18 protein-coding genes and 2 tRNA genes are annotated in these 18435 nt (G+C 55.7%); 10 read left to right on the forward strand and 10 right to left on the reverse strand.

Going from position 1 to position 18435, the window contains the following annotated elements:
* Positions 1-5 precede the first annotated feature (5 nt).
* Together RYZ18_RS10715 and RYZ18_RS10720 are read right to left on the reverse strand one after the other, a co-directional pair.
* Complete coding sequence (locus RYZ18_RS10715) at positions 6-1187, reverse strand: aminotransferase class I/II-fold pyridoxal phosphate-dependent enzyme (RefSeq protein ID WP_317656762.1); 1182 nt, start codon at positions 1185-1187, stop codon at positions 6-8.
* A gap of 82 nt (positions 1188-1269) precedes the next feature.
* Entirely contained in the window at positions 1270-2622 is a 1353-nt protein-coding gene (locus RYZ18_RS10720; RefSeq protein WP_317656763.1) for an amidase, read from the reverse strand.
* 91 nt (positions 2623-2713) lie between these two features.
* Between RYZ18_RS10720 and RYZ18_RS10725 the strand changes: the two genes are divergently transcribed.
* Positions 2714-3940 (forward strand): UbiH/UbiF/VisC/COQ6 family ubiquinone biosynthesis hydroxylase, encoded by a 1227-nt coding sequence (locus RYZ18_RS10725; protein WP_317656764.1) that lies wholly within the window; start codon positions 2714-2716, stop codon positions 3938-3940.
* Here RYZ18_RS10725 and RYZ18_RS10730 read toward each other — a convergent pair.
* The 5 genes from RYZ18_RS10730 to RYZ18_RS10750 form a co-directional block, all read right to left on the reverse strand.
* Positions 3937-4125, reverse strand: coding sequence for a Trm112 family protein (locus RYZ18_RS10730; protein WP_317656765.1), 189 nt, complete (start codon positions 4123-4125; stop codon positions 3937-3939). The two genes, RYZ18_RS10725 and RYZ18_RS10730, sit on opposite strands and share 4 nt — an antisense overlap.
* On the reverse strand, positions 4122-4766 hold the full coding sequence (locus tag RYZ18_RS10735) for an LON peptidase substrate-binding domain-containing protein (protein WP_317656766.1): 645 nt from the start codon (positions 4764-4766) through the stop codon (positions 4122-4124). Before RYZ18_RS10735 ends, RYZ18_RS10730 begins: the two co-directional genes overlap by 4 nt.
* 27 nt (positions 4767-4793) lie before the next feature.
* The gene (locus RYZ18_RS10740) at positions 4794-5696 is read right to left on the reverse strand and encodes a co-chaperone YbbN (RefSeq protein WP_317656767.1); all 903 of its coding nucleotides are present in this window, start codon (positions 5694-5696) and stop codon (positions 4794-4796) included.
* Positions 5697-5767: 71 nt separating this feature from the next.
* Positions 5768-6556: an exodeoxyribonuclease III gene (locus tag RYZ18_RS10745; protein ID WP_317656768.1), complete on the reverse strand. Its 789-nt coding sequence runs from the start codon at positions 6554-6556 to the stop codon at positions 5768-5770.
* A gap of 194 nt (positions 6557-6750) precedes the next feature.
* Entirely contained in the window at positions 6751-7437 is a 687-nt protein-coding gene (locus tag RYZ18_RS10750; protein WP_317656769.1) for a response regulator transcription factor, read from the reverse strand.
* A 173-nt stretch (positions 7438-7610) separates the two neighbouring features.
* Here RYZ18_RS10750 and ribA point away from each other — a divergent pair, with 173 nt between their 5' ends.
* Together ribA and RYZ18_RS10760 are read left to right on the forward strand one after the other, a co-directional pair.
* Entirely contained in the window at positions 7611-8708 is a 1098-nt protein-coding gene (gene ribA, locus RYZ18_RS10755) for a GTP cyclohydrolase II (RefSeq protein ID WP_317656770.1), read from the forward strand.
* A gap of 50 nt (positions 8709-8758) precedes the next feature.
* A complete protein-coding gene (locus tag RYZ18_RS10760) occupies positions 8759-9226 on the forward strand; it encodes a L,D-transpeptidase (protein ID WP_317657291.1) in 468 nt (155 codons plus the stop codon).
* Here RYZ18_RS10760 and RYZ18_RS10765 read toward each other — a convergent pair.
* Entirely contained in the window at positions 9217-9876 is a 660-nt protein-coding gene (locus tag RYZ18_RS10765) for a YggS family pyridoxal phosphate-dependent enzyme (protein ID WP_317656771.1), read from the reverse strand. The two genes, RYZ18_RS10760 and RYZ18_RS10765, sit on opposite strands and share 10 nt — an antisense overlap.
* A 253-nt stretch (positions 9877-10129) precedes the next feature.
* Between RYZ18_RS10765 and RYZ18_RS10770 the strand changes: the two genes are divergently transcribed.
* Positions 10130-10204 (forward strand) — tRNA-Lys (locus RYZ18_RS10770).
* 384 nt (positions 10205-10588) lie between these two features.
* The gene (locus RYZ18_RS10775) at positions 10589-12001 is read left to right on the forward strand and encodes an L-serine ammonia-lyase (RefSeq protein WP_317656772.1); all 1413 of its coding nucleotides are present in this window, start codon (positions 10589-10591) and stop codon (positions 11999-12001) included.
* A 6-nt stretch (positions 12002-12007) separates the two neighbouring features.
* Here the strand turns inward: RYZ18_RS10775 and RYZ18_RS10780 are convergent, their stop codons facing one another.
* On the reverse strand, positions 12008-12997 hold the full coding sequence (locus RYZ18_RS10780) for a LacI family DNA-binding transcriptional regulator (protein ID WP_317657292.1): 990 nt from the start codon (positions 12995-12997) through the stop codon (positions 12008-12010).
* A 181-nt stretch (positions 12998-13178) separates the two neighbouring features.
* Complete coding sequence (locus RYZ18_RS10785; RefSeq protein ID WP_317657293.1) at positions 13179-13994, reverse strand: porin; 816 nt, start codon at positions 13992-13994, stop codon at positions 13179-13181.
* 162 nt (positions 13995-14156) lie between these two features.
* On the opposite strand from RYZ18_RS10785, the gene RYZ18_RS10790 reads away from it, so the two are divergent.
* The 5 genes from RYZ18_RS10790 (at position 14157) to RYZ18_RS10810 (ending at position 18392) form a co-directional block, all read left to right on the forward strand.
* Positions 14157-15092: a site-specific integrase gene (locus RYZ18_RS10790; protein ID WP_317656773.1), complete on the forward strand. Its 936-nt coding sequence runs from the start codon at positions 14157-14159 to the stop codon at positions 15090-15092.
* A 50-nt stretch (positions 15093-15142) separates the two neighbouring features.
* Positions 15143-15219: transfer RNA gene (locus RYZ18_RS10795), tRNA-Arg, on the forward strand.
* A gap of 81 nt (positions 15220-15300) precedes the next feature.
* A complete protein-coding gene (locus tag RYZ18_RS10800) occupies positions 15301-16542 on the forward strand; it encodes a Coenzyme F420 hydrogenase/dehydrogenase, beta subunit C-terminal domain (RefSeq protein ID WP_411567120.1) in 1242 nt (413 codons plus the stop codon).
* Between the two features lie 10 nt (positions 16543-16552).
* Complete coding sequence (locus tag RYZ18_RS10805; protein WP_317656775.1) at positions 16553-17185, forward strand: ribonuclease HII; 633 nt, start codon at positions 16553-16555, stop codon at positions 17183-17185.
* A 100-nt stretch (positions 17186-17285) separates the two neighbouring features.
* Complete coding sequence (locus RYZ18_RS10810) at positions 17286-18392, forward strand: site-specific DNA-methyltransferase (protein WP_317656776.1); 1107 nt, start codon at positions 17286-17288, stop codon at positions 18390-18392.
* The last annotated feature ends 43 nt before the right edge of the window (positions 18393-18435 follow it).

Here is an 18435-nt window from a genome sequence, read left to right on the forward strand (position 1 = left end):
TCACCTCACTGATACAAACAGCCATGCAGGCGCAAAAGCCCGCGCTGTAATTCTTGTTCTTCTGCCACCAAAGCCACGCGCAGGCGATCTTGGCCTATGGCCTGACCCGCAACAGCGCGCGACAAATACGATCCAGGCAAGCAGCGCACGCCCGCCTCGCGCCACAGTTTCAAGGCTGCGGCCTCATCATTCTCAACAGGCAGCCAAAGGAAAAACCCCGCCTCAAGCGGCTGATACCCTACGACATTGCCAAAAATCTCATCAGCCATTTGGTATTTGCGGCGATAGATGGCGCGGTTTTCTTCCACATGGGCCTCATCGCGCCATGCAAGGGCAGCCGCCGCTTGCAGGGGCAAAGGCAAAGGGGCGCCTGTGTAATTCTTCAACTGCTTCATCGCTGCGATATTACCAGAACCCGATGCGGCAAAGCCCGATCGCAATCCTGGAAGGTTTGAGCGTTTGGACAGCGAATGAAACACCACAACCCGATCAGGGTCTGCGCCCATGTCGTGGGCTACCTGCAAAGCGCCCACAGGGGGGGTGTTGCGATAAATCTCGCTGTAACATTCATCCGCTAAAATTCGGAAATCATGTTTCTCGGCCAAGGCAATCAGATCACGCCAATAGGCCTCAGTGGCAACCGCACCTTGCGGATTGGCCGGCGAACAAAGATAGGCAATGGTCACGCGATCAAGGAGGGCCGCAGGCAGCGCGGCATAATCAGGCAAATCGCCCGTTTCAGCGGTTGCAGGCACATAGATTGGCTCTGCATTAATCGCGAGGCTTGCCACCGCATAAACCTGATAAAACGGGTTTGGCATCAAAACAGCGGGTTTTTGCCCCGCCTTTTCCTCAACCCCAAGCGCAAGAGCCGCATTGAACAACCCCTCACGCGTGCCGTTCAGGGCGAGGATATGCTGATCTGCGTCAAGGTGAACACCGTAGCGGCGCGCGATCCAAGCCACAATCGCCGCGCGCAAATCTTCGCCCCCCTCATTGGGGGGGTAACGGCCAAAACCCTCAAGCGCCTCAGAAATCGCGCGTCCGATGAACTCAGGGAACGGATGACGCGGCTCACCGATAGACATGTTAATCGGATCGCCGCCCGCCTGATGGACGTCAAGCAATTTCCGCAAACGCGGAAAGGCGTATTCTGGCAGGTTCGAAAACCGCTCGGGAAACACCATGACTGCCTCAAATATCGGGGTCTGTTTTCGCCCCTTTGACAGTCAAATTAACCTCTTATGACGCAAACGTCCAGAAAAAGGATCAAGCTTGCAATGCGGCCTCTGCCGCCGCCCCAAGACGCAGAAGCCGTTCCTCCTGACCTGCGGGACAAAGCAGCATTACCCCCGTAGAGGGCACCCCAGTGGGCAATGTAAGGCCGCAAGACCCCATCAAATTGCCAATTCGCGTGTTGCGCAAAGCCAGTAGATTTTCGGTGACATAACACTCCTCGTCCACCATTAACCGCGCGATATTGGGAGGCAAAATCGCGACAGTGGGCGCAATCACCGCGTCATACCCCGCCGTCTCACGATGGAAATCTTCGCGCAAAGCCTCAAGCTTTTGCCAAGCTGCGATATAATCACCCGCCAAAACATCCGCTCCGCCACGGAAGCGCTGCAATATAGGGCCAAACATCTTTTCAGGATTGGCCTCAATCATTTCGCGCCAAGTCGCATAGGCCTCAGCGGCAAAAAGAATGGGCGAAAGCGCCATCGCCGCGTCAAGTGCCGCTGATTTATGCCGCACAATCTGCGCCCCTGCCGCAGCAAAGGCTTCAAGCGCACGAGCAAAGCCTGCGGCGGGCGCATCGCGCACATCCTCCGCATATGGGTCCATCACCAAAAGCCGCCGCCCTGCAAGGCTTGCGTTCTCGAGATCAACGGCGCGCGCGCCTGCCAGAACGGCGAACACCTCGGCGCAATCTTCGACCGAGCGCGCAAGCGGCCCAACTGTGTCGAATTTCGCGCAAAGCGGAACAACCCCACGATTGGACAGGCGTCCATGGCTCGTTTTCAAGCCAACCAAATCGTTGAACGCAGCAGGCACCCGCACAGAACCGCCCGTGTCAGACCCAATGGCAACCGCAGCCAACCCAAAGGCCACCGAAGCGGCGGCACCAGAACTAGAGCCACCCGGCACGGCGTCTGGGTCATTGATGTTGGGCGGCGTTGCAGGCAAAGGATCAAGCCCTTCGCCAAACATCGGGTTCAACCCAAGGCCAGAAAACGCCAATTCTGACATATGGGTTTTGCCCAAACATACGCCCCCCGCCTGCGTGGCGCGGGCCAAAACATCGGCATCTCGTGTTGGAACGCGCCCCGCAAGCAAGCGCGAACTGGCCTCAGTCGCGACATGGGCGCTATCAAATAGATCTTTCCACGAGACGGGCACCCCATCCAGAATACCCCGCCGCACTCCGTTGCGCGCCCGAGATCGGGCTGCTTCGGCCTCGGCTAGGGCGCGGGCCTCGGTCAGGCGGGCATAAATACGCGCGCCTGCGGGATGTGTTTTTATCGCGCTCAAATAGGTTTCGGTCAGGCCCACTGGATCAATCGAGCCTTCGCCAATCGCGCGCCCTTGTTCACTTGCCGTGCGTGTCAACCATTCGCGCATCTTCATCCCTTTGCCGCTTTTGTCTCGCATGGGCAGAGTAATGACGCTATGCCGCGTGGACAATTCCATAAATTAGCTCATCATAACCTGCATGACATGTGACACAGATATTTTGATTGTAGGTGGCGGGCTGAACGGGCCGACCCTTGCGCTTGCGCTCGCGCAGTCAGGGTTTCGAAGCATCGTGATTGATGCAAATTCCCGCCCTAAGCGCGAGGCGGATACGTTCGATGGCCGCGCCTATGCTTTGGCCCGTGCCTCGCAAAAAATGTTGGCGGCTTTGGGCTTGTGGGACGCTGTCGCAAAACAGGCGCAGGCCATTTCCGAAATCAAAGCCTCAGACGGTCATGCAGGGCGCGGGGCAGCGCCGCACTTCCTACACTTCCAAGCGGCGGAGATGGAAGAAGGCCCTATGGGCTATATGCTTGAAGACCGCTACCTCCGCCGCGCGCTGATCGCGGCGATGGAGGCCAATGATAAGATCACGCATCTCAGCGACAGCATGGTCGTAGATCAAAGCACCGATGGGGCTCTGGCCGAGGTCACATTGGCCGATGGTCAGCGTTTACAGGGGCGAATTTTGATTGGCGCGGATGGTCGCGCGTCAGGTGTGGCAGCACGCGCTGGCATTCGCCGCCAAGGTTGGGATTATGGGCAAACCGCCCTTGTCTGCGCCGTCAAACATGAATTGCCCCATAACGGCATTGCACATCAGTTCTTCATGCCATCGGGGCCTTTGGCGATCCTACCTTTGCCTGACAATCGTTGCTCTATTGTCTGGAGCGAAAAAACCGCCCGCGCCGCCCAAATTGCGCGCGCAAATGACGCTGAGTTTCTCAAGGCATTGCGCCCCGCATTCGGTGACTTTCTGGGTGAGATCGAATTGGCGGGCGTGCGGTTCAGCTATCCGCTGAAGCTCACCTTGGCCGAGCAATTCATTGTCCCGCGCCTTGCCCTTGTTGGCGATGCGGCGCATGGCGTGCATCCTATCGCAGGTCAGGGGCTTAACCTGGGCTTTCGGGACATTGGGGCATTGACCGAAGTGCTCCACGAGGCACGACTGCATGGCGAAGATATCGCCTCGGAACTGGTGTTGGAGCGGTATCAGCAATGGCGGCGCTTCGACACCACCGCGCTTGCGCTTGGGATGGACACAGTCAATCGCCTGTTCTCAAATGACAATCCTGCCCTTCGGCTGATCCGCGATATCGGCATGGGCCTTGTCAGTGCAACGCCCGCATTACGGCGTGGGTTCATGCGGCAGGCGGCAGGTCTAACGGGGGATTTGCCACGCCTCTTGCAGGGCGAGGTGCTTTAACCCTCAATCTCGCGGGCTTCGTTCTCTAGCATGATTGGAATGCCTTCCTTAATCGGAAAGGCCAATTTTGCTTTTTCGGAGATCAATTCTTGACGCTCTGCATCATAGCGCAGGCTCCCTTTGGTCAAAGGGCACACCAATGCCTCAAGCATATGTCTGTCAAACACGGGGCTGTCTGCGCTCATTGCATGGCCTCATCGGATGATCCACCCCGCAAGGCAAATTCGATCAAGGTTACAAGCGTCTCGCGCCGCGTAGACAGGGAGGGCGCCTCAAGCAAGGCTTGCTTTTCTTCTGGGTCAAAGGGGCATAGCATTGACAGCGAATTGATCAGCAATTCATCCTCGGCATCTTTCATACTGTCCCAATCGGTCGACAGTGACATGGCCGCAAAATAGCGCTCCAACAGATCCATAAAGACGGGACGATCAAAGCCCTGATCCTGCTCGACCTTGCCCAAATCATTCTCGAAGCCGGCCCAATCGACATCACCTTTGAGATAGGGGGTAAAGCCTGACTGTTCGCGTTGCAGGCGAAAGCGCGAAATTCCCGTCAGCGTAATCATATACCGCCCATCCTCGGTTTCCGAAAATTGGGTCAGACGACCTGCGCAGCCAATGCTGTGCAACCGCTTAGCGCTGCCTTTGGGCACCTCAAGCGGTTGGATCATACCAATCAATCGGTCGGGCGTGCGCATGCAATCTTGCAGCATGGCCAAATAGCGTGGCTCAAAAATGTGCAATGGCAATCGCGCCCGCGGCAGCAGCAACGCGCCGGGAAGTGGAAAGAGCGGTATCGTATCAGGCAGGTCGCTGTGATGAATCATGAAGTATGAAATAGCGGCCAAATGCGATCAGGCAAATATCATCGATGACAATCTTCTGCGGCCCTTTTGCACCAAAGGATCCGTGGGCTTAAGCGCATCGAAGATTGTAAAGAGCTGCGCCTTGGCAGCCCCGTCATTCCATTCGCGATCACGGCGGAAGAGATCAAGCAATTCTTCAATCGCCGCCTCTGCCTGCCCTGCCGCATAGAGCGCCTTTGCATAATCGAACCGCGCTTGCAGATCATCAGGGTTGGCCGCCACGGCGGATTGCAACTCGGCCAAGGGCCCTGCCTCATCGGCTTGGCGCGCCAAGGCGATCTGAGCGCGTGCGGCCTCAATCTCGGGCGCGGCGGCGATTGCGGGGGCGGCGTTATTCAGCAAGGCCTCCGCCGTGTCCAAATCGCCCATCACGATATGAGCGCGCGCCAAGCCACCCATGGCGGCTGCATTTTCAGGTTCTTCACCCAAAATCGCCGCAAAGGTCTGCGCCGCATCGGCAACGGCCCCTTGAGCAAGCATTTCTTCAGCGGCCTCAAGCGCCTCGCCCAAGCCACCATCGCCTGCGAGGGCGGCGATTTTTTCAACGAAACGCTGCACATCCCCTTGCGAAAGCGCCCCTTGGAACCCGTCCACGGGTTGGCCCTGCCAAAACGCGTAAACGGTAGGAATAGACTGCACCTGCAATTGGCCCGCGATCATCTGATTCTCATCAACATTGACCTTGGCCATGCGCACCGCGCCCTTTTTGGCCTGCACCGCCGCCTCAAGCTGTGGCCCAAGCGTCTTGCAAGGGCCGCACCATGGCGCCCAGAAATCTACGATGACAGGAACCTCGCGGCTGGCCTCAACGACATCGGCCATAAAGGTCTGATCGGTGACATCCTTGATGACATCCGCGCCTGCGGGCTGTGCTTGACCAAATTCCAACATTTATTTCTCCGTCACTGATGAGATCTGCGCGCGCCCTCTATATGCGCGCTTCGGGCCCATTCTCCAAGGGGTCAGAGATCAATTGTCGCAAAAACAGGGGCGTGATCCGATGGCTGCTCCCACCCGCGAGCGGCGCGCAGGATACGGCTTGAATGCGCAGCGTTGGCAATATCTGCGGTGGCCCAGATGTGATCCAAACGGCGGCCTTTATCCGCCTCGTCCCAATCACGAGCGCGATACGACCACCAACTATAGAGCAACCCTTCGGGTATATCCTTGCGGATGACATCCACCCAATTCCCCGCCTTTTGCACTTGGGCCAGATGATCCACCTCAATCGGCGTGTGACTGACTACCTTTAACAGCTGTTTGTGGCTCCAAACATCGTCTTCACGCGGCGCAATATTCAAATCGCCCACAAGGATAGATTTTTGCGGGGCATCCGCACGAAACGCATCGCGCATCTCCGTCAGAAAGTCGAGCTTTTGGCCAAATTTTTCGTTGACCTCCCGATCGGCAATATCGCCCCCTGCGGGAATGTAGAAATTATGGATGACCACCCCATTGGGGAGGCGCGCCGCCACATGGCGAGCATGACCAAGCCCAGCCCAGTCCCGCGCGCCCGCCTCTTCAAGCGGCAGCTTGGACAGGATCGCCACGCCATTATACCCTTTCTGACCACGCGCGACCATGTGGGTGTAGCCCAGCGCCGCAAAGCCTTCGGTGGGGATTTTTTCAACGGGGCTTTTGCATTCTTGCAAGCACAAAACATCTGGCGCTTCTTCACGCAGCAGTTTCAGCACCAATTCTTCGCGCAATCGCACCGAGTTGATGTTCCATGTTGCAAGTGTGAACGCCATTTTGCCATGCCCTTTGATGAAACCTGTCCCCCTCCTAAGGGCTTGAGGAGCATGGTGCAATGCGAAGGAAACTGAAAAAGGCCCCCGCTTATGCAGGGGCCAGTCCAACAGGGAGAAACCACGGGGCGCGCGGGGGCTTGGGCAATCCCGTAAGGTTCCCCGTGTGACATCACAGGTGCAAATCTGATGCCAAGTTAGGCAACCAATCGGTAACCGCCGCCTTCGGTGACCAAAAGCTGCACATTGCTGGGATCGGGTTCGATCTTTTGACGCAAGCGGTAGATATGGGTTTCCAACGTATGCGTGGTGACCCCCGCATTATACCCCCAAACCTCGTGCAGCAGCACATCACGGGCCACAACCCCCTCCTGTGCGCGATAGAGGAATTTCAGGATATTCGTTTCTTTTTCCGTGAGGCGGATTTTCTTTTTATCTTCCGTCTCGAGCAATTTCATCGCGGGCTTAAAGGTATATGGCCCAAGTTGGAAAATCGCATCTTCGGATTGTTCGTGTTGGCGCAATTGCGCGCGAATGCGCGCTTGCAACACCGAAAACTTGAACGGCTTGGTGACATAATCATTTGCGCCCGCATCGAGGCCCAAGATCGTATCAGCATCGCTGTCATGGCCTGTGAGCATGATGATCGGGCATTTGATCCCTTGCTTGCGCATCAAGCGGCACAAATCGCGGCCATCCGTATCGGGCAGGCCCACATCCAAAATCACCAGATCGTAAATTTCCTGCTTGGCCTTTTCCATCGCTTGCGCGCCCGTGCCCGCCTCGAACACATCGAAATCCTCAGTCATCACGAGCTGTTCTGACAACGCCTCGCGGATATCTTCGTCATCATCGACAAGTAGGATTTTTTTCAGGTTCGCCATGTCAGCCCTCCAAAGGCAAAATTGTGCCCGTCTCACATGGGTGTGATATACCCTATTTGAAAAGGGTTTGAAAAATATCCTCACGGCTCTGTGTTGTTCTGTGGCCAATTGTTTCAAATTCTGACAATCGGGGCTAAAGCTAATGCCCAGACCATAAGATCAGGACGGACAAGATGAGCCTTGCGCCAACCGCCAATGAAATCGCCGCCCGCGCCCGCGCTGATTTGCGCGCAGGCTTGCCTGTGGTGTTTAGCGATGGCGCAAAGGGGTTGATCGCATTGGCCTCGGAGACAGCAAGCACGGATCGGGTAGAAGATTTCCGCGCGCTTGGCGCGCCCTTTATCGTGCTGTCCGATTGGCGGGCGCGCACCTTGAATCTGCCACTTTATGAGGGCGATATCGCGCGTATCGCATTGCCCAAAGATGCAGGCAGCCGCATCCTAAAGGCACTGGCCGACCCGAAAGATGATTTGGATCGCCCGATGAAAGGCCCGTTCCAAAGCCTTCAAGGGCCAGAACACGGCTCGGCGGATGATGCGCGCACCGCCATTCATTTCGCTAAGTCGGCACAGCTTTTGCCCGCGATGCTTTGCGTGTTTCGGGATGACGCCGTGGCGATTGCGCGGGAACATGGGCTGACCGTTCTGCCATTCTCTGTGGCGCGGTCACAATTGGCAGAAAGCCAACCCTTTCATGCCGTAGCCGCCGCACGCCTGCCGATGGTTGCCTCTGAGGCGGGGCGCCTTCATGTGTTTCGGCCCGATGATGGCAGCGCCGAGCATTACGCCATTGAAATTGGTCGCCCTGATCGGGAGAAACCCGTTTTGGCGCGTCTGCACTCTGCCTGCTTTACGGGCGATGTATTGGGCAGTCTCAAATGTGACTGCGGCCCTCAACTTCACGCGGCATTGGCACAAATGGGCCAAGACGGCGCGGGTATCCTTCTCTACCTCAATCAAGAGGGGCGCGGGATTGGTCTGGCCAATAAAATGCGCGCCTATAGCCTTCAGGATCAAGGGTTCGACACAGTCGAAGCCAATCATCGTCTTGGGTTTGAAGATGATGAGCGCGATTTTCGCCTTGGGGCAGAATTGCTGCAAAAATTGGGTTTTGCCTCGGTGCGCCTGATGACCAACAACCCTCGAAAAGTTGAGATGATGCGCCAATCAGGCATAGAGGTCACAGAACGCGTGGCGCTCCATGTCGGCCAAAACGCGCATAATGCGCATTACTTGGCGACCAAGGCCGCGAAATCAGGACATTTGCTGTGACCCTGCCCCACCCCGAAGACCTTGTGATCACCCATCAGGGTGCGCAGTTTATGGGACGGCGCTTTCCCTGCAGCATCGGGCGCGGCGGGATGAGCCGCAGCAAGCGCGAGGGCGATGGGGCCACCCCAGTCGGCATTCACCGCATCGTTGGCTGCCTCTATCGCGCCGACCGCATGGCGCGCCCTTGTGATTGGGCCCTCAAAATTGGGCCGCGTAATCTGTGGTCAGATGATCCGCGCGATGAAGACTATAACCTCATGGTGCGTGCGCCCTACGCGCACAGCCACGAGAAACTGCGGCGCGCAGACCCGCTTTATGATTTGGTGCTGATCACCGATTGGAACTGGCCCTATGCGGAGCGCGGGCGTGGCTCTGCGATTTTCATCCACCAATGGCGGCGCGCGGGCTATCCGACCGAAGGATGTGTTGCGTTCTCCCGTGCAGATTTGCGATGGATCACTGCACGCATTTCCTACGAAACACGTTTGATCGTGCGGGACGCGAAAAGCTATCCGTGAGGGGCGACACGCGCGCCGAATATGGCAGAGCCCACACGAATATGCGTGGCCCCTAACCGCAGCGCTGTTTCATAATCTGCGCTCATTCCCATCGACAATTCCGGAAGCCCGTTTCGCGCAGCAATCTTGCCCAAAAGGGCGAAATGCAGGCTTGGTTCCTCGTCCACGGGCGGGATGCACATCAAACCTTTCAGCGGCAAATCCATCGCGCGCGCAGTTTGGATAAAGGCATCTGCATCGGCAGGTAGGATGCCCGCCTTTTGCGGCTCGGCGCCTGTGTTGACCTGAATGAACAGATCGGGACAACGGCCCAATTCTTGGGCTATATCGGCGATGCGGCGCGCCAGTTTTTCGCGGTCGACTGTGTGGATCGCGTCAAACAGCTCCATCGCGGGGCGCACCTTATTGCTTTGCAATGGGCCAATCAGGTGCAAATCCACCCCCTCAAATTGGGCTTTGAAATCGGGCCATTTGCCCTGCGCTTCTTGCACGCGGTTTTCACCGAAACTGCGATGGCCCGCTTGCAACACCGCCTCAACCCGTGCGTTTGGCTGGACTTTCGAGACAGCGATTAGTTTTGCCGCGTCAGGCGCGCGCCCCGCTTCGGTCAAAATTCGCGCAACATCTGCCTGAATATCCTCAAGCGCCATTTTACCCTCACCCGTCACCAAATGAAAAAGAGCGGGCCAAAGCCCGCTCTTTCCCTAGCAGATAATCCGAGAGGATTAGAAGCTGAATGTCAGACCGAAATCTGCTGTATTGCAGTAGACGCAGTACACACCAATTTGAACAAAACCGCCCGCGCAATAGCATAGAAATTGTAGGCTGATTATTATAATGACAATTATTCAGGTTTTTGGCTTGACGGGGGACAGTCTCGTTTATATTACGCGAGCCTCAGGCGGGCCCGTAGCTCAGTGGTAGAGCAGTTGACTTTTAATCAATTGGTCGGAGGTTCGAATCCTCCCGGGCTCACCAATAGCCAGATATGACGCGTATCTGCTACCCCCAATCCAGACAGTCAGCCGCATTAGTGTGCGCAGTTCATCTCACGAAAATTGATGTGTTGGCCGGCGTATTTCCCGTCTGGTCGCTCTCAATTGGTTTAAAGTTGATGCCTCCAAACAAAAACCGTAGGTGCAGCCCACTGCCTTGCTAGAGGCTGGGCCTCTGACAAAGCGGATGCGCTCATAGGCTTGCGTCCCCATCGCAGCGCTATGAGCGGGCGGGGCATGATTTCTGATCACACGCCTTAGCGATTGGTCGCGCAGCGTGAGAAACGAGTCGGATTTATCACCATAGAAATCAGAAAAAATCGCATATCTTGATCCAAGGCGCAGCACAGATCGGGGCACTTGCAGTATGTTTCTGTCAGTTTTTGATATTTTCAAAATTGGGATTGGCCCCTCCTCCTCCCATACGATTGGGCCAATGAATGCCGCCGCGCAATTTCTCGACCGCTTGCGCCATGGCACTCGAGAGCCCGGCGCCGGTGAGGTGGCGGCCTTGTCATGTCATTTGCACGGATCGCTTGCCTTTACTGGCAAAGGTCATGCCACTGACCGCGCTGTAATTTTGGGCCTTGCTGGGTTTCGCCCCGATAAACTTGACCCAGACCAGGCGGATCGCGCCATTGCAGCGATCAAATCAGCAGGGCATGTTACCCCTAACGGGCTGCCGCAACTGCGCCTCAACCCAGAGGAAGATATCATCTTTGACTATGGCCCCGCCCTAGTGGGGCATGCCAATGGTATGATCCTCCGCGCTTATGACGCCAACGGGGCACTCTATATGGAGGAAGTCTTTTACTCCATCGGTGGTGGCTTCGTAATGACCGCGAAAGAATTACAAGCGGCCAAAGCCGCCCGCAAGAATTCACTCGCCGCCCAAAAGGCGGATGCAGGATACCCCTATCCCTTTGGCACAGCTGAAGAAATGTTGATTATGGGGGCAAAGGCGCAGAAATCTATTGCGCAGATGAAATGGGAGAATGAATGCCACGGCGCGCCGCGCGCCGAGGTGCAAAAGCGCCTTGAGGCAATCCGAGATGCGATGCTGTCCTGCATTGAGCGCGGCTTGCGGATGGAGGGTGAATTGCCCGGCGGTTTGCGGGTCAAGCGCCGGGCAAAGGCGATCCATGATCAGTTACAGGCCGAGGCGGGGCGCAACATCACCCAACCCCATACAATCAACGATTGGCTTTCGGTCTATGCAATGGCCGTGAACGAAGAAAACGCGGCAGGGGGCCGAGTGGTTACCGCCCCCACCAATGGGGCGGCAGGCGTGGTTCCAGCAGTTTTGCATTATTATCTAACTCATTGCATCGGCGCGACCGAAAAGGGCGGGTTGGATTTCTTGATGGTCGCGGCGGCAATTGGCGGGTTGATCAAGCATAATGCCTCGATCTCTGGGGCCGAAGTTGGCTGTCAGGGCGAGGTCGGATCAGCCGCAGCCATGGCCGCAGCGGGGCTTTGCGCGGCACTTGGCGGCACCAACGAACAGATTGAAAACGCTGCTGAAATCGCGCTTGAACATCACTTAGGCATGACCTGTGACCCCGTGGCAGGATTGGTTCAGGTGCCGTGCATCGAACGCAACGGCCTCGGTGCGATCAAGGCTGTATCGGCCGCTTCATTGGCGCTGCGGGGCGATGGCACCCATTTCATGCCGCTTGATAATTGTATCGAAGCCATGCGGCAAACGGGCCATGATATGAACCTGAAATATAAAGAAACTTCGCTTGGGGGCTTGGCCGTCAATCTGCCTGAATGCTAAGGCGGGTCAGCCGCGCTTACGCACGGTGTCACCCGCCAAGAATTCTGGCGACAATCCGATATCGGCCCCCGAAAGCGCGCGCCCTGCAATGATTTTGGCCGCCTCACGTCCAATATCTGCGCGGCGGCTGTCCATGGTGGCAATGCGCAAGGGCAGCCCGTCCAAAATGGCAAAGGAATTGAACCCTGCAATGCCAATTTGATTGGGAATATCATACCCCTTTTCCAACAGATAAAGCAGGCCGCCCGCCGCGTTCATATCCGTATTATAATAGAGGAAATCAAGATCAGGGCTGCGGCTTAGCAAATCTTCGGTCATCGCGCGGCCTGTGCCAAAACCCGAGGGGCCTGCATAAAAAATCTTATCCGCCAAGGAAAGACCCGCCTCCTTCAGCGCATCCTCAAAGCCCTGCTGCCGCTTTTGCGACCGAAAATCGCGCAAAGAGCTAGAACCCAAATACCCAATTTTGCGATAGCCACGGGCAAGGATTTCTTCGGCCATGGCGCGCCCTGCTGCCACATGTGAGATACCTACGCGGGCCGCCACACTTGGGCCGTCAATGTCCATCACCTCGACAACAGGAATCCCCGCATTCTCCATCATCTTCCGCGCGGCATCTGTATGTTCCAAACCCGCCACGATCAGACCAGAGGGCCGCCATGAGAGCATTTCGAAAATGACTTTTTCTTCCTGCTCCAAATCATAATTTGAGGTGCCAACAACGGGCTGCAAATCCGTTTCATGCAGGCCCTCACCAATGCCTGTAAGCACATCTGGGAAAACCATGTTGGACAGAGATGGGATCACCACGCCAACCAGATTGACGCGGTTCGATGCCAAAGCGCCCGCGATTTTATTGGGCACATATCCCAAGGTGCGGGCAGCTTCAAAAACCTTGCTGCGCGTGCGCTCGGAGACATCCCCCCGATTGCGCAAGACGCGGCTGACGGTCATTTCCGACACCCCCGCTGCCTCAGCCACATCGCGCAAGGTCATCTGGGGTTTGCCATCAAAGGGATTGCGTCCGCGCACGTCTGGTATCCTGTCTTCGGTCGTCCGGTTCCTATTGATACGCCGAACCATCACCACTTGCCAAGCGTTGCGATCAGGGCACCGCCCAAAACGAGAAAAGAGCGCACCGAAGTGCGCCCTTCCCTTAGCAAATAATCCGTTAGGATTAGAATGCCATTGCGATGCCGGCAGAAGCTTTGCTTACATCGTTTACAGATGCCGCACCTGCCTGGAATGTTGCGCCACCGCCCAAATCGTAAGCGACGCCAAGACCGATGGAGCTGTCTGCGCTACCGTCAATGTCTGAAGCGGCAACCGTGATTGTTGTTGCAGCATCCATTGCGTATGCTACCGAAACACCGGTTGCTTCGGTTTCAACATTGTTGGTTTCGCTTGTGGTCATGATGGCGTCAAGCGTCAATGCACCAGCAGTGTAACCAACTGCCAACAATGTAGTGTTGGTGTCTGCAGCGTCATCTTCATTAGCGATACCAACGTTGATGTCGAAGCCGTTTACCGAATACGATGCGCCCAACGCATAAGGCGCTGCCTCATTTGTATCGCTCAACATGGACGCATGCACTGTCAGAGAACCAACAGAGAGGGTGTAGTGTACGTTTGGATTAGTAATTGCGGCGTTGCCTTCCACAGCGTCGTCAACACCCAAGCCGTCGTAACCTACGTCACCAATGCCACCCAACTCGTTGGCTTCGGTGATACCACCACCGATGGTGAGTGTGCCGAAAGAGCCAGAAATGTGCACGTTCGCGTCTTCATTAACACCGCCGTCTCCAGCGATGTTGAAGTCCGCGCCAAATGCCAAGCCAGCGTCAGTTGTGCCAGACATTGCAACGCCCAAATCGACTTCGCGCTGAACCTGCCAATCGGTGTCAGTTGCGTCATTTTCAACGTAGATTACACCCATCTGTGCGGAGCCAGATAGAGTGACGTCTGCAGATGCGATGCCTGCGGAGGCAACCAGTGCAGAAGTAGCGAAGAGACTTCTGTGATAGGTTTTTCACCGATTGATGAATTATTGGGCAATAAGTTTCATATTGAAACTTATTTCATTTTTTGCGCCCTAATGGTAGCATAGCCCTTGAAATAAACAGTGATAATCCACTGATGGGGGGAGGAAATAGCAATGAATAAAGTGTTAAATTGGCTCTTTTTCCGCGAATCGAAGGGGCAGAGCAGCGGGCCTACCCTCAACCAGTTTTTCGATGAGCAAGTCGTGCCATATTTGAATGCAAAGAGCCCCGACAACACGATCATCTCGATTTTCAATAACAATATTCGCTATGAAATCGGCTCTGTGCAGCTTGTGGATTTGGCGAACCAAGATTTGGATCGTCGGATCGCTGGCCAGCGAAAAAAAGGCCTTAAGCCAGGCACAATTAACAAGCATATTTTCGCCATCAATCGGGTGATCGGCCTCGCAAAGCGTTGGAGTTTTCTTCCCCCCCACAGCGCGCATCTTGAAGAGCTTGAACCGCTCCGTCTTGGTGATTACGCGCAGCGATTTCTATCCGAGGATGAGATCCAAACCCTTCTCACAGAATGCGCAAAATCAGATCACCCTTATCTGTCGCTCTTCGTTCGTTTTCTTTTGCTGACAGGCGCGCGCAACAGTGAGGCGCGTTTAGCAAAATGGCAGCATATCGATGTTGAGAAAAAGCTGTGGATCGTCCCCAAAAGTAAAAATGGCCGCTCGCGGCGGATCATTTTGAATTCAGCTGCACTTCAGGTGTTGCGGGATATAAAGTTGCAGGACGTTAATTATCATCCCCATACAGATAACCTGGCCTATCTGTTCACAAATCCACAGACCCAGAAGCCCTATGACAACTTTTACAATGCTTGGTATAAGGTGCGCGATCGCGCAGGGCTTGAGAATTTGCGGTTCCATGATCTGCGCCATACCTATGCCAGCCACTTGATCAATCAGGGCGTCAGTCTTTACGAGGTGCAGACGCTGCTCGGGCATAGCTCATTGCAGATGACGCAACGCTACGCGCATCTTCAGCCCAATCTCTTACAGCAGCACACGGAAATCATGTCCAACATCCTAAAGCGTTAGAGTGGCTTTGAAATTGCCAATTCTGACGAGTGTGATAGCTATCGGGCTGTGGCCCCGTGGCTCAACTGGATAGAGCAATCCCCTCCTAAGGGATAGGTTACAGGTTCGAGTCCTGTCGGGGTCACCATGCAATATGTCTATTTTGATTGACAGTCTAGCTGTCGCGTCTGATCATTGATCTTGGACCAAAGGAAAGTTGACCAAAATCATGTTGGATGCGCAGCGGGGAACACTCGCGCCTAAACTTGGTAAAGGGCCGCGTGCAGGGCTTTGCACCGATTGCGGGGTCAGTCGCATGTCTGATGATCGCGCCTGCGGGCGGGCCTGTCAGTTTATCGCCCCAGATTATCCGCACGCCGAAGCCCGCATTCATGGGCGTATCAGTGACCCTGCGCGTCATGAAGAAGCGTTTTTTGGTGTGACCGAAGCGATGTATCGCGCAAGGCTGACCCCTGTGGCCGAAGGCGCGCAGTGGACGGGCATTACCACGGCGCTCGCGGAAACCTTATTGCGGGCGGGGGCGATTGAGGCGGTCATCACAGTGGCGCCTGACCCAGACGATCAGTGGCGCCCTGTGCCTGTGTTGGTCACCGAACCAGACGACTTATCCGCCTGCCGCGGGATGCGCATGGGCTTTGCCCCAAGCGTGGCCTTGTTAGAACTCGCAAAGGCGCGCGGGATCACGCGCTTGGCCTTTATCGGCATCCCCTGTCAGACCTATGCCCTGCGTGCGCTTGAGGCCGAGTATGGGTTCGAGCGGCTTTATGTCATCGGCACGCCCTGTTCGGACAACACCACAACCGCGCGATTTCATGATTTCCTTGCGCTGCTTGACGCCAAGCCAAATAGCATCAGTTATCTTGAGTTTCGCGCGGATTACTCAGTCGAGCTGCGCTTTTCAGATGGGCGCCCGCCCCGTTTCATACCTTTTTTGAAATTGCCAATCTCGCAATTGCCTGCGGATTTCTTTCCGATGACCTGCAAGACCTGTGTCGATTACACGAACCGCTTGGCCGATATCACGGTGGGCTATATGGGCGGCGATGGGGCGCAGTGGATTTTGGTGCGCAATGCCCGTGGCGCAGAGATGCTTGATGGCATCGAAGATCGGATCTGCCTGTCGCCCTTGACCGATAAGGGGGATCGCACAAGCGCGGTCAAAGGGTTTTTGGCCAATACGGAGCGCGCGGCGGGCGGTTTGCCCCTGCGGAGGATGCCCAACTGGCTGCGGCCATTGGTGGCTTATCTGCAGCCTCGTCTTGGGCCGCGTGGCTTGGAATTTGCCCGCGCGCGGGTCGAGATGAAGGCGATTGAAACCATCTTGCATTTGCGCCGCAGTCATCCTGCCAAGATGAAGAATATGGTTCCCGCCCATGTCTGGCACCTTGCCGCGCGCTATGGGTTGGGCCCCAAATCATCCGAGATTGCGCGCGAGGATCGTAATCCGTAATCTCGCGACTATGACCAAACCCAATCTCGCGCCAGATTTCAGTTTTGAGACGCAGATCGGCGGCCTTGTCGCGGGCGTGGATGAGGTGGGGCGCGGCCCGTTGGCTGGGCCTGTTATGGCCGCAGCCGTTATCCTAAACCCAAGCGATATTCCCGAAGGTTTGCATGATTCCAAAACCCTCAGCCAAAAGCGGCGCGAGGCGCTGTTCGATGAGATCGCCGCGCGGGCAGAGGTCAGTATCGCAGAGGCGAGCGTTGCCGAGATTGATGAGTTGAATATTCGCAACGCCACTTTTTTGGCCATGCGCCGTGCGGTGCTTGGTCTCTCCCGCTGTCCAGATCATGCGCTGATTGACGGCAATGCCATTCCTCCTGATTTGCCCTGCCCTGCCACTGCAATCATCAAAGGTGATGCCCGTTCTGTTTCGATTTCGGCGGCTTCTATCATGGCCAAGGTAACACGGGATCGGCTGATGGTGACATTATCGCAACAGTTTGCGGGCTACGGCTGGGAGAAAAACGCGGGCTACCCCTCAAAAGCCCATCTTCAAGCCCTTCAAGATATTGGGGTGACCCCGCACCATAGACGTTCCTTCAAGCCCGTCCACAATATCTTGTATCAACGTCATCTTATAAGTCGTTGATTCAAAAAATAAATTGACGGCGAATCAGTTTCGACTCATCTTAGACCTCAAGATGAGCGTCAAAAAATGGCGCCGTGACGATTAAAAGTCAGAGGCAGTAATGAAGACGAAAACCAATCCCGCGGGGGCGCATGCCCTGCCGCTTAACCAGATATTGGCTGGTGATTGCATTGATGTGATGAACAGCCTTCCTGAAGGTTCGGTCGATCTGATTTTCGCCGACCCGCCTTACAATCTTCAGCTCAAGGGTGATTTACATCGCCCCGACAATTCGCTTGTAGATGCGGTGGATGATCATTGGGATCAATTCGATAGCTTCCGTGCCTATGACGAATTCACGGAAAACTGGCTTGCTGCGGCGCGCCGTATCCTCAAGCCGAATGGCGCGATTTGGGTGATTGGCTCGTATCACAACATTTTCCGCGTGGGGGCCGAACTGCAAAACCAAGGCTATTGGTTGCTGAATGATGTTGTTTGGCGCAAATCCAATCCGATGCCCAATTTCCGCGGCAAGCGTTTGACAAATGCCCATGAGACGATGATCTGGGCTTCGAAATCTGAAACTGCGAAATACACGTTCAATTATGAGGCGCTCAAATCCCTAAATGAGGGGATTCAAATGCGCTCTGATTGGCTTTTGCCGATTTGTAATGGCGGTGAGCGTTTGAAGAACGCGCGGGGCGAAAAAGCACATCCAACGCAAAAGCCTGAATCGCTGCTGCACCGCATTTTGATTGCCTCAACAAATCCAGGTGATGTGGTTCTTGATCCCTTCTTTGGCACTGGGACAACGGGCGCCGTTGCAAAGAAATTGGGGCGCGATTTCATCGGCATCGAGCGTGAGGAAGAGTATCGCGACATCGCAGAAAAGCGTATCGCCAACACGCGCCGTTTTGACAGTGATGCGCTTGAAACCAGCCTCAGCAAAAGATCAGAACCGCGTATTCCCTTCGGTCAATTGGTCGAGCGGGGCTTGCTGCGGCCTGGTGAGGAATTGCACAGCGGTAATGGCCGCCATCGTGCAAAAATTCGCGCCGATGGTACGCTTGTCGCTTTGGACACCAAAGGGTCGATCCACCAAGTGGGGGCGAAACTTGAAGGCGCACCTTCGTGCAACGGGTGGACATATTGGCATTTCCGCCGTGACGGGAAAACCGTGCCTATTGATCACCTTCGTCAACAATTGCGTTCCGAGTTGGGCGAGTAACGCCACCTCCAAGACAGCTTTCGATATACCGCCCGTGCCTGTG

The organism is Roseovarius sp. 10, from assembly GCF_033100315.1.
Classification (GTDB): Bacteria; Pseudomonadota; Alphaproteobacteria; order Rhodobacterales; family Rhodobacteraceae; genus M30B80.

Excerpts from the sequence above, each read along its gene's own strand:
- RYZ18_RS10715 (WP_317656762.1), bottom strand. The coding sequence starts at position 1,187 with ATGGTGTTTCCCGAGCGGTTTTCGAACCTGCCAGAATACGCCTTTCCG.
- RYZ18_RS10765 (WP_317656771.1), bottom strand. The coding sequence starts at position 9,876 with ATGGCGCTTGAGGATATTCAGGCAGATGTTGCGCGAATTTTGACCGAA.
- RYZ18_RS10730 (WP_317656765.1), bottom strand. The coding sequence starts at position 4,125 with ATGAGCGCAGACAGCCCCGTGTTTGACAGACATATGCTTGAGGCATTG.
- RYZ18_RS10745 (WP_317656768.1), bottom strand. The coding sequence starts at position 6,556 with ATGGCGTTCACACTTGCAACATGGAACATCAACTCGGTGCGATTGCGC.
- RYZ18_RS10805 (WP_317656775.1), top strand. The coding sequence starts at position 16,553 with ATGACCAAACCCAATCTCGCGCCAGATTTCAGTTTTGAGACGCAGATC.
- RYZ18_RS10735 (WP_317656766.1), bottom strand. The coding sequence starts at position 4,766 with ATGATTCATCACAGCGACCTGCCTGATACGATACCGCTCTTTCCACTT.
- RYZ18_RS10780 (WP_317657292.1), bottom strand. The coding sequence starts at position 12,997 with ATGACCTTGCGCGATGTGGCTGAGGCAGCGGGGGTGTCGGAAATGACC.
- RYZ18_RS10800 (WP_411567120.1), top strand. The coding sequence starts at position 15,301 with ATGTTGGATGCGCAGCGGGGAACACTCGCGCCTAAACTTGGTAAAGGG.
- ribA (WP_317656770.1), top strand. The coding sequence starts at position 7,611 with ATGAGCCTTGCGCCAACCGCCAATGAAATCGCCGCCCGCGCCCGCGCT.
- RYZ18_RS10760 (WP_317657291.1), top strand. The coding sequence starts at position 8,759 with ATGGGACGGCGCTTTCCCTGCAGCATCGGGCGCGGCGGGATGAGCCGC.
- RYZ18_RS10775 (WP_317656772.1), top strand. The coding sequence starts at position 10,589 with ATGTTTCTGTCAGTTTTTGATATTTTCAAAATTGGGATTGGCCCCTCC.
- RYZ18_RS10720 (WP_317656763.1), bottom strand. The coding sequence starts at position 2,622 with ATGCGCGAATGGTTGACACGCACGGCAAGTGAACAAGGGCGCGCGATT.
- RYZ18_RS10810 (WP_317656776.1), top strand. The coding sequence starts at position 17,286 with ATGAAGACGAAAACCAATCCCGCGGGGGCGCATGCCCTGCCGCTTAAC.
- RYZ18_RS10750 (WP_317656769.1), bottom strand. The coding sequence starts at position 7,437 with ATGGCGAACCTGAAAAAAATCCTACTTGTCGATGATGACGAAGATATC.
- RYZ18_RS10725 (WP_317656764.1), top strand. The coding sequence starts at position 2,714 with ATGACATGTGACACAGATATTTTGATTGTAGGTGGCGGGCTGAACGGG.
- RYZ18_RS10740 (WP_317656767.1), bottom strand. The coding sequence starts at position 5,696 with ATGTTGGAATTTGGTCAAGCACAGCCCGCAGGCGCGGATGTCATCAAG.
- RYZ18_RS10790 (WP_317656773.1), top strand. The coding sequence starts at position 14,157 with ATGAATAAAGTGTTAAATTGGCTCTTTTTCCGCGAATCGAAGGGGCAG.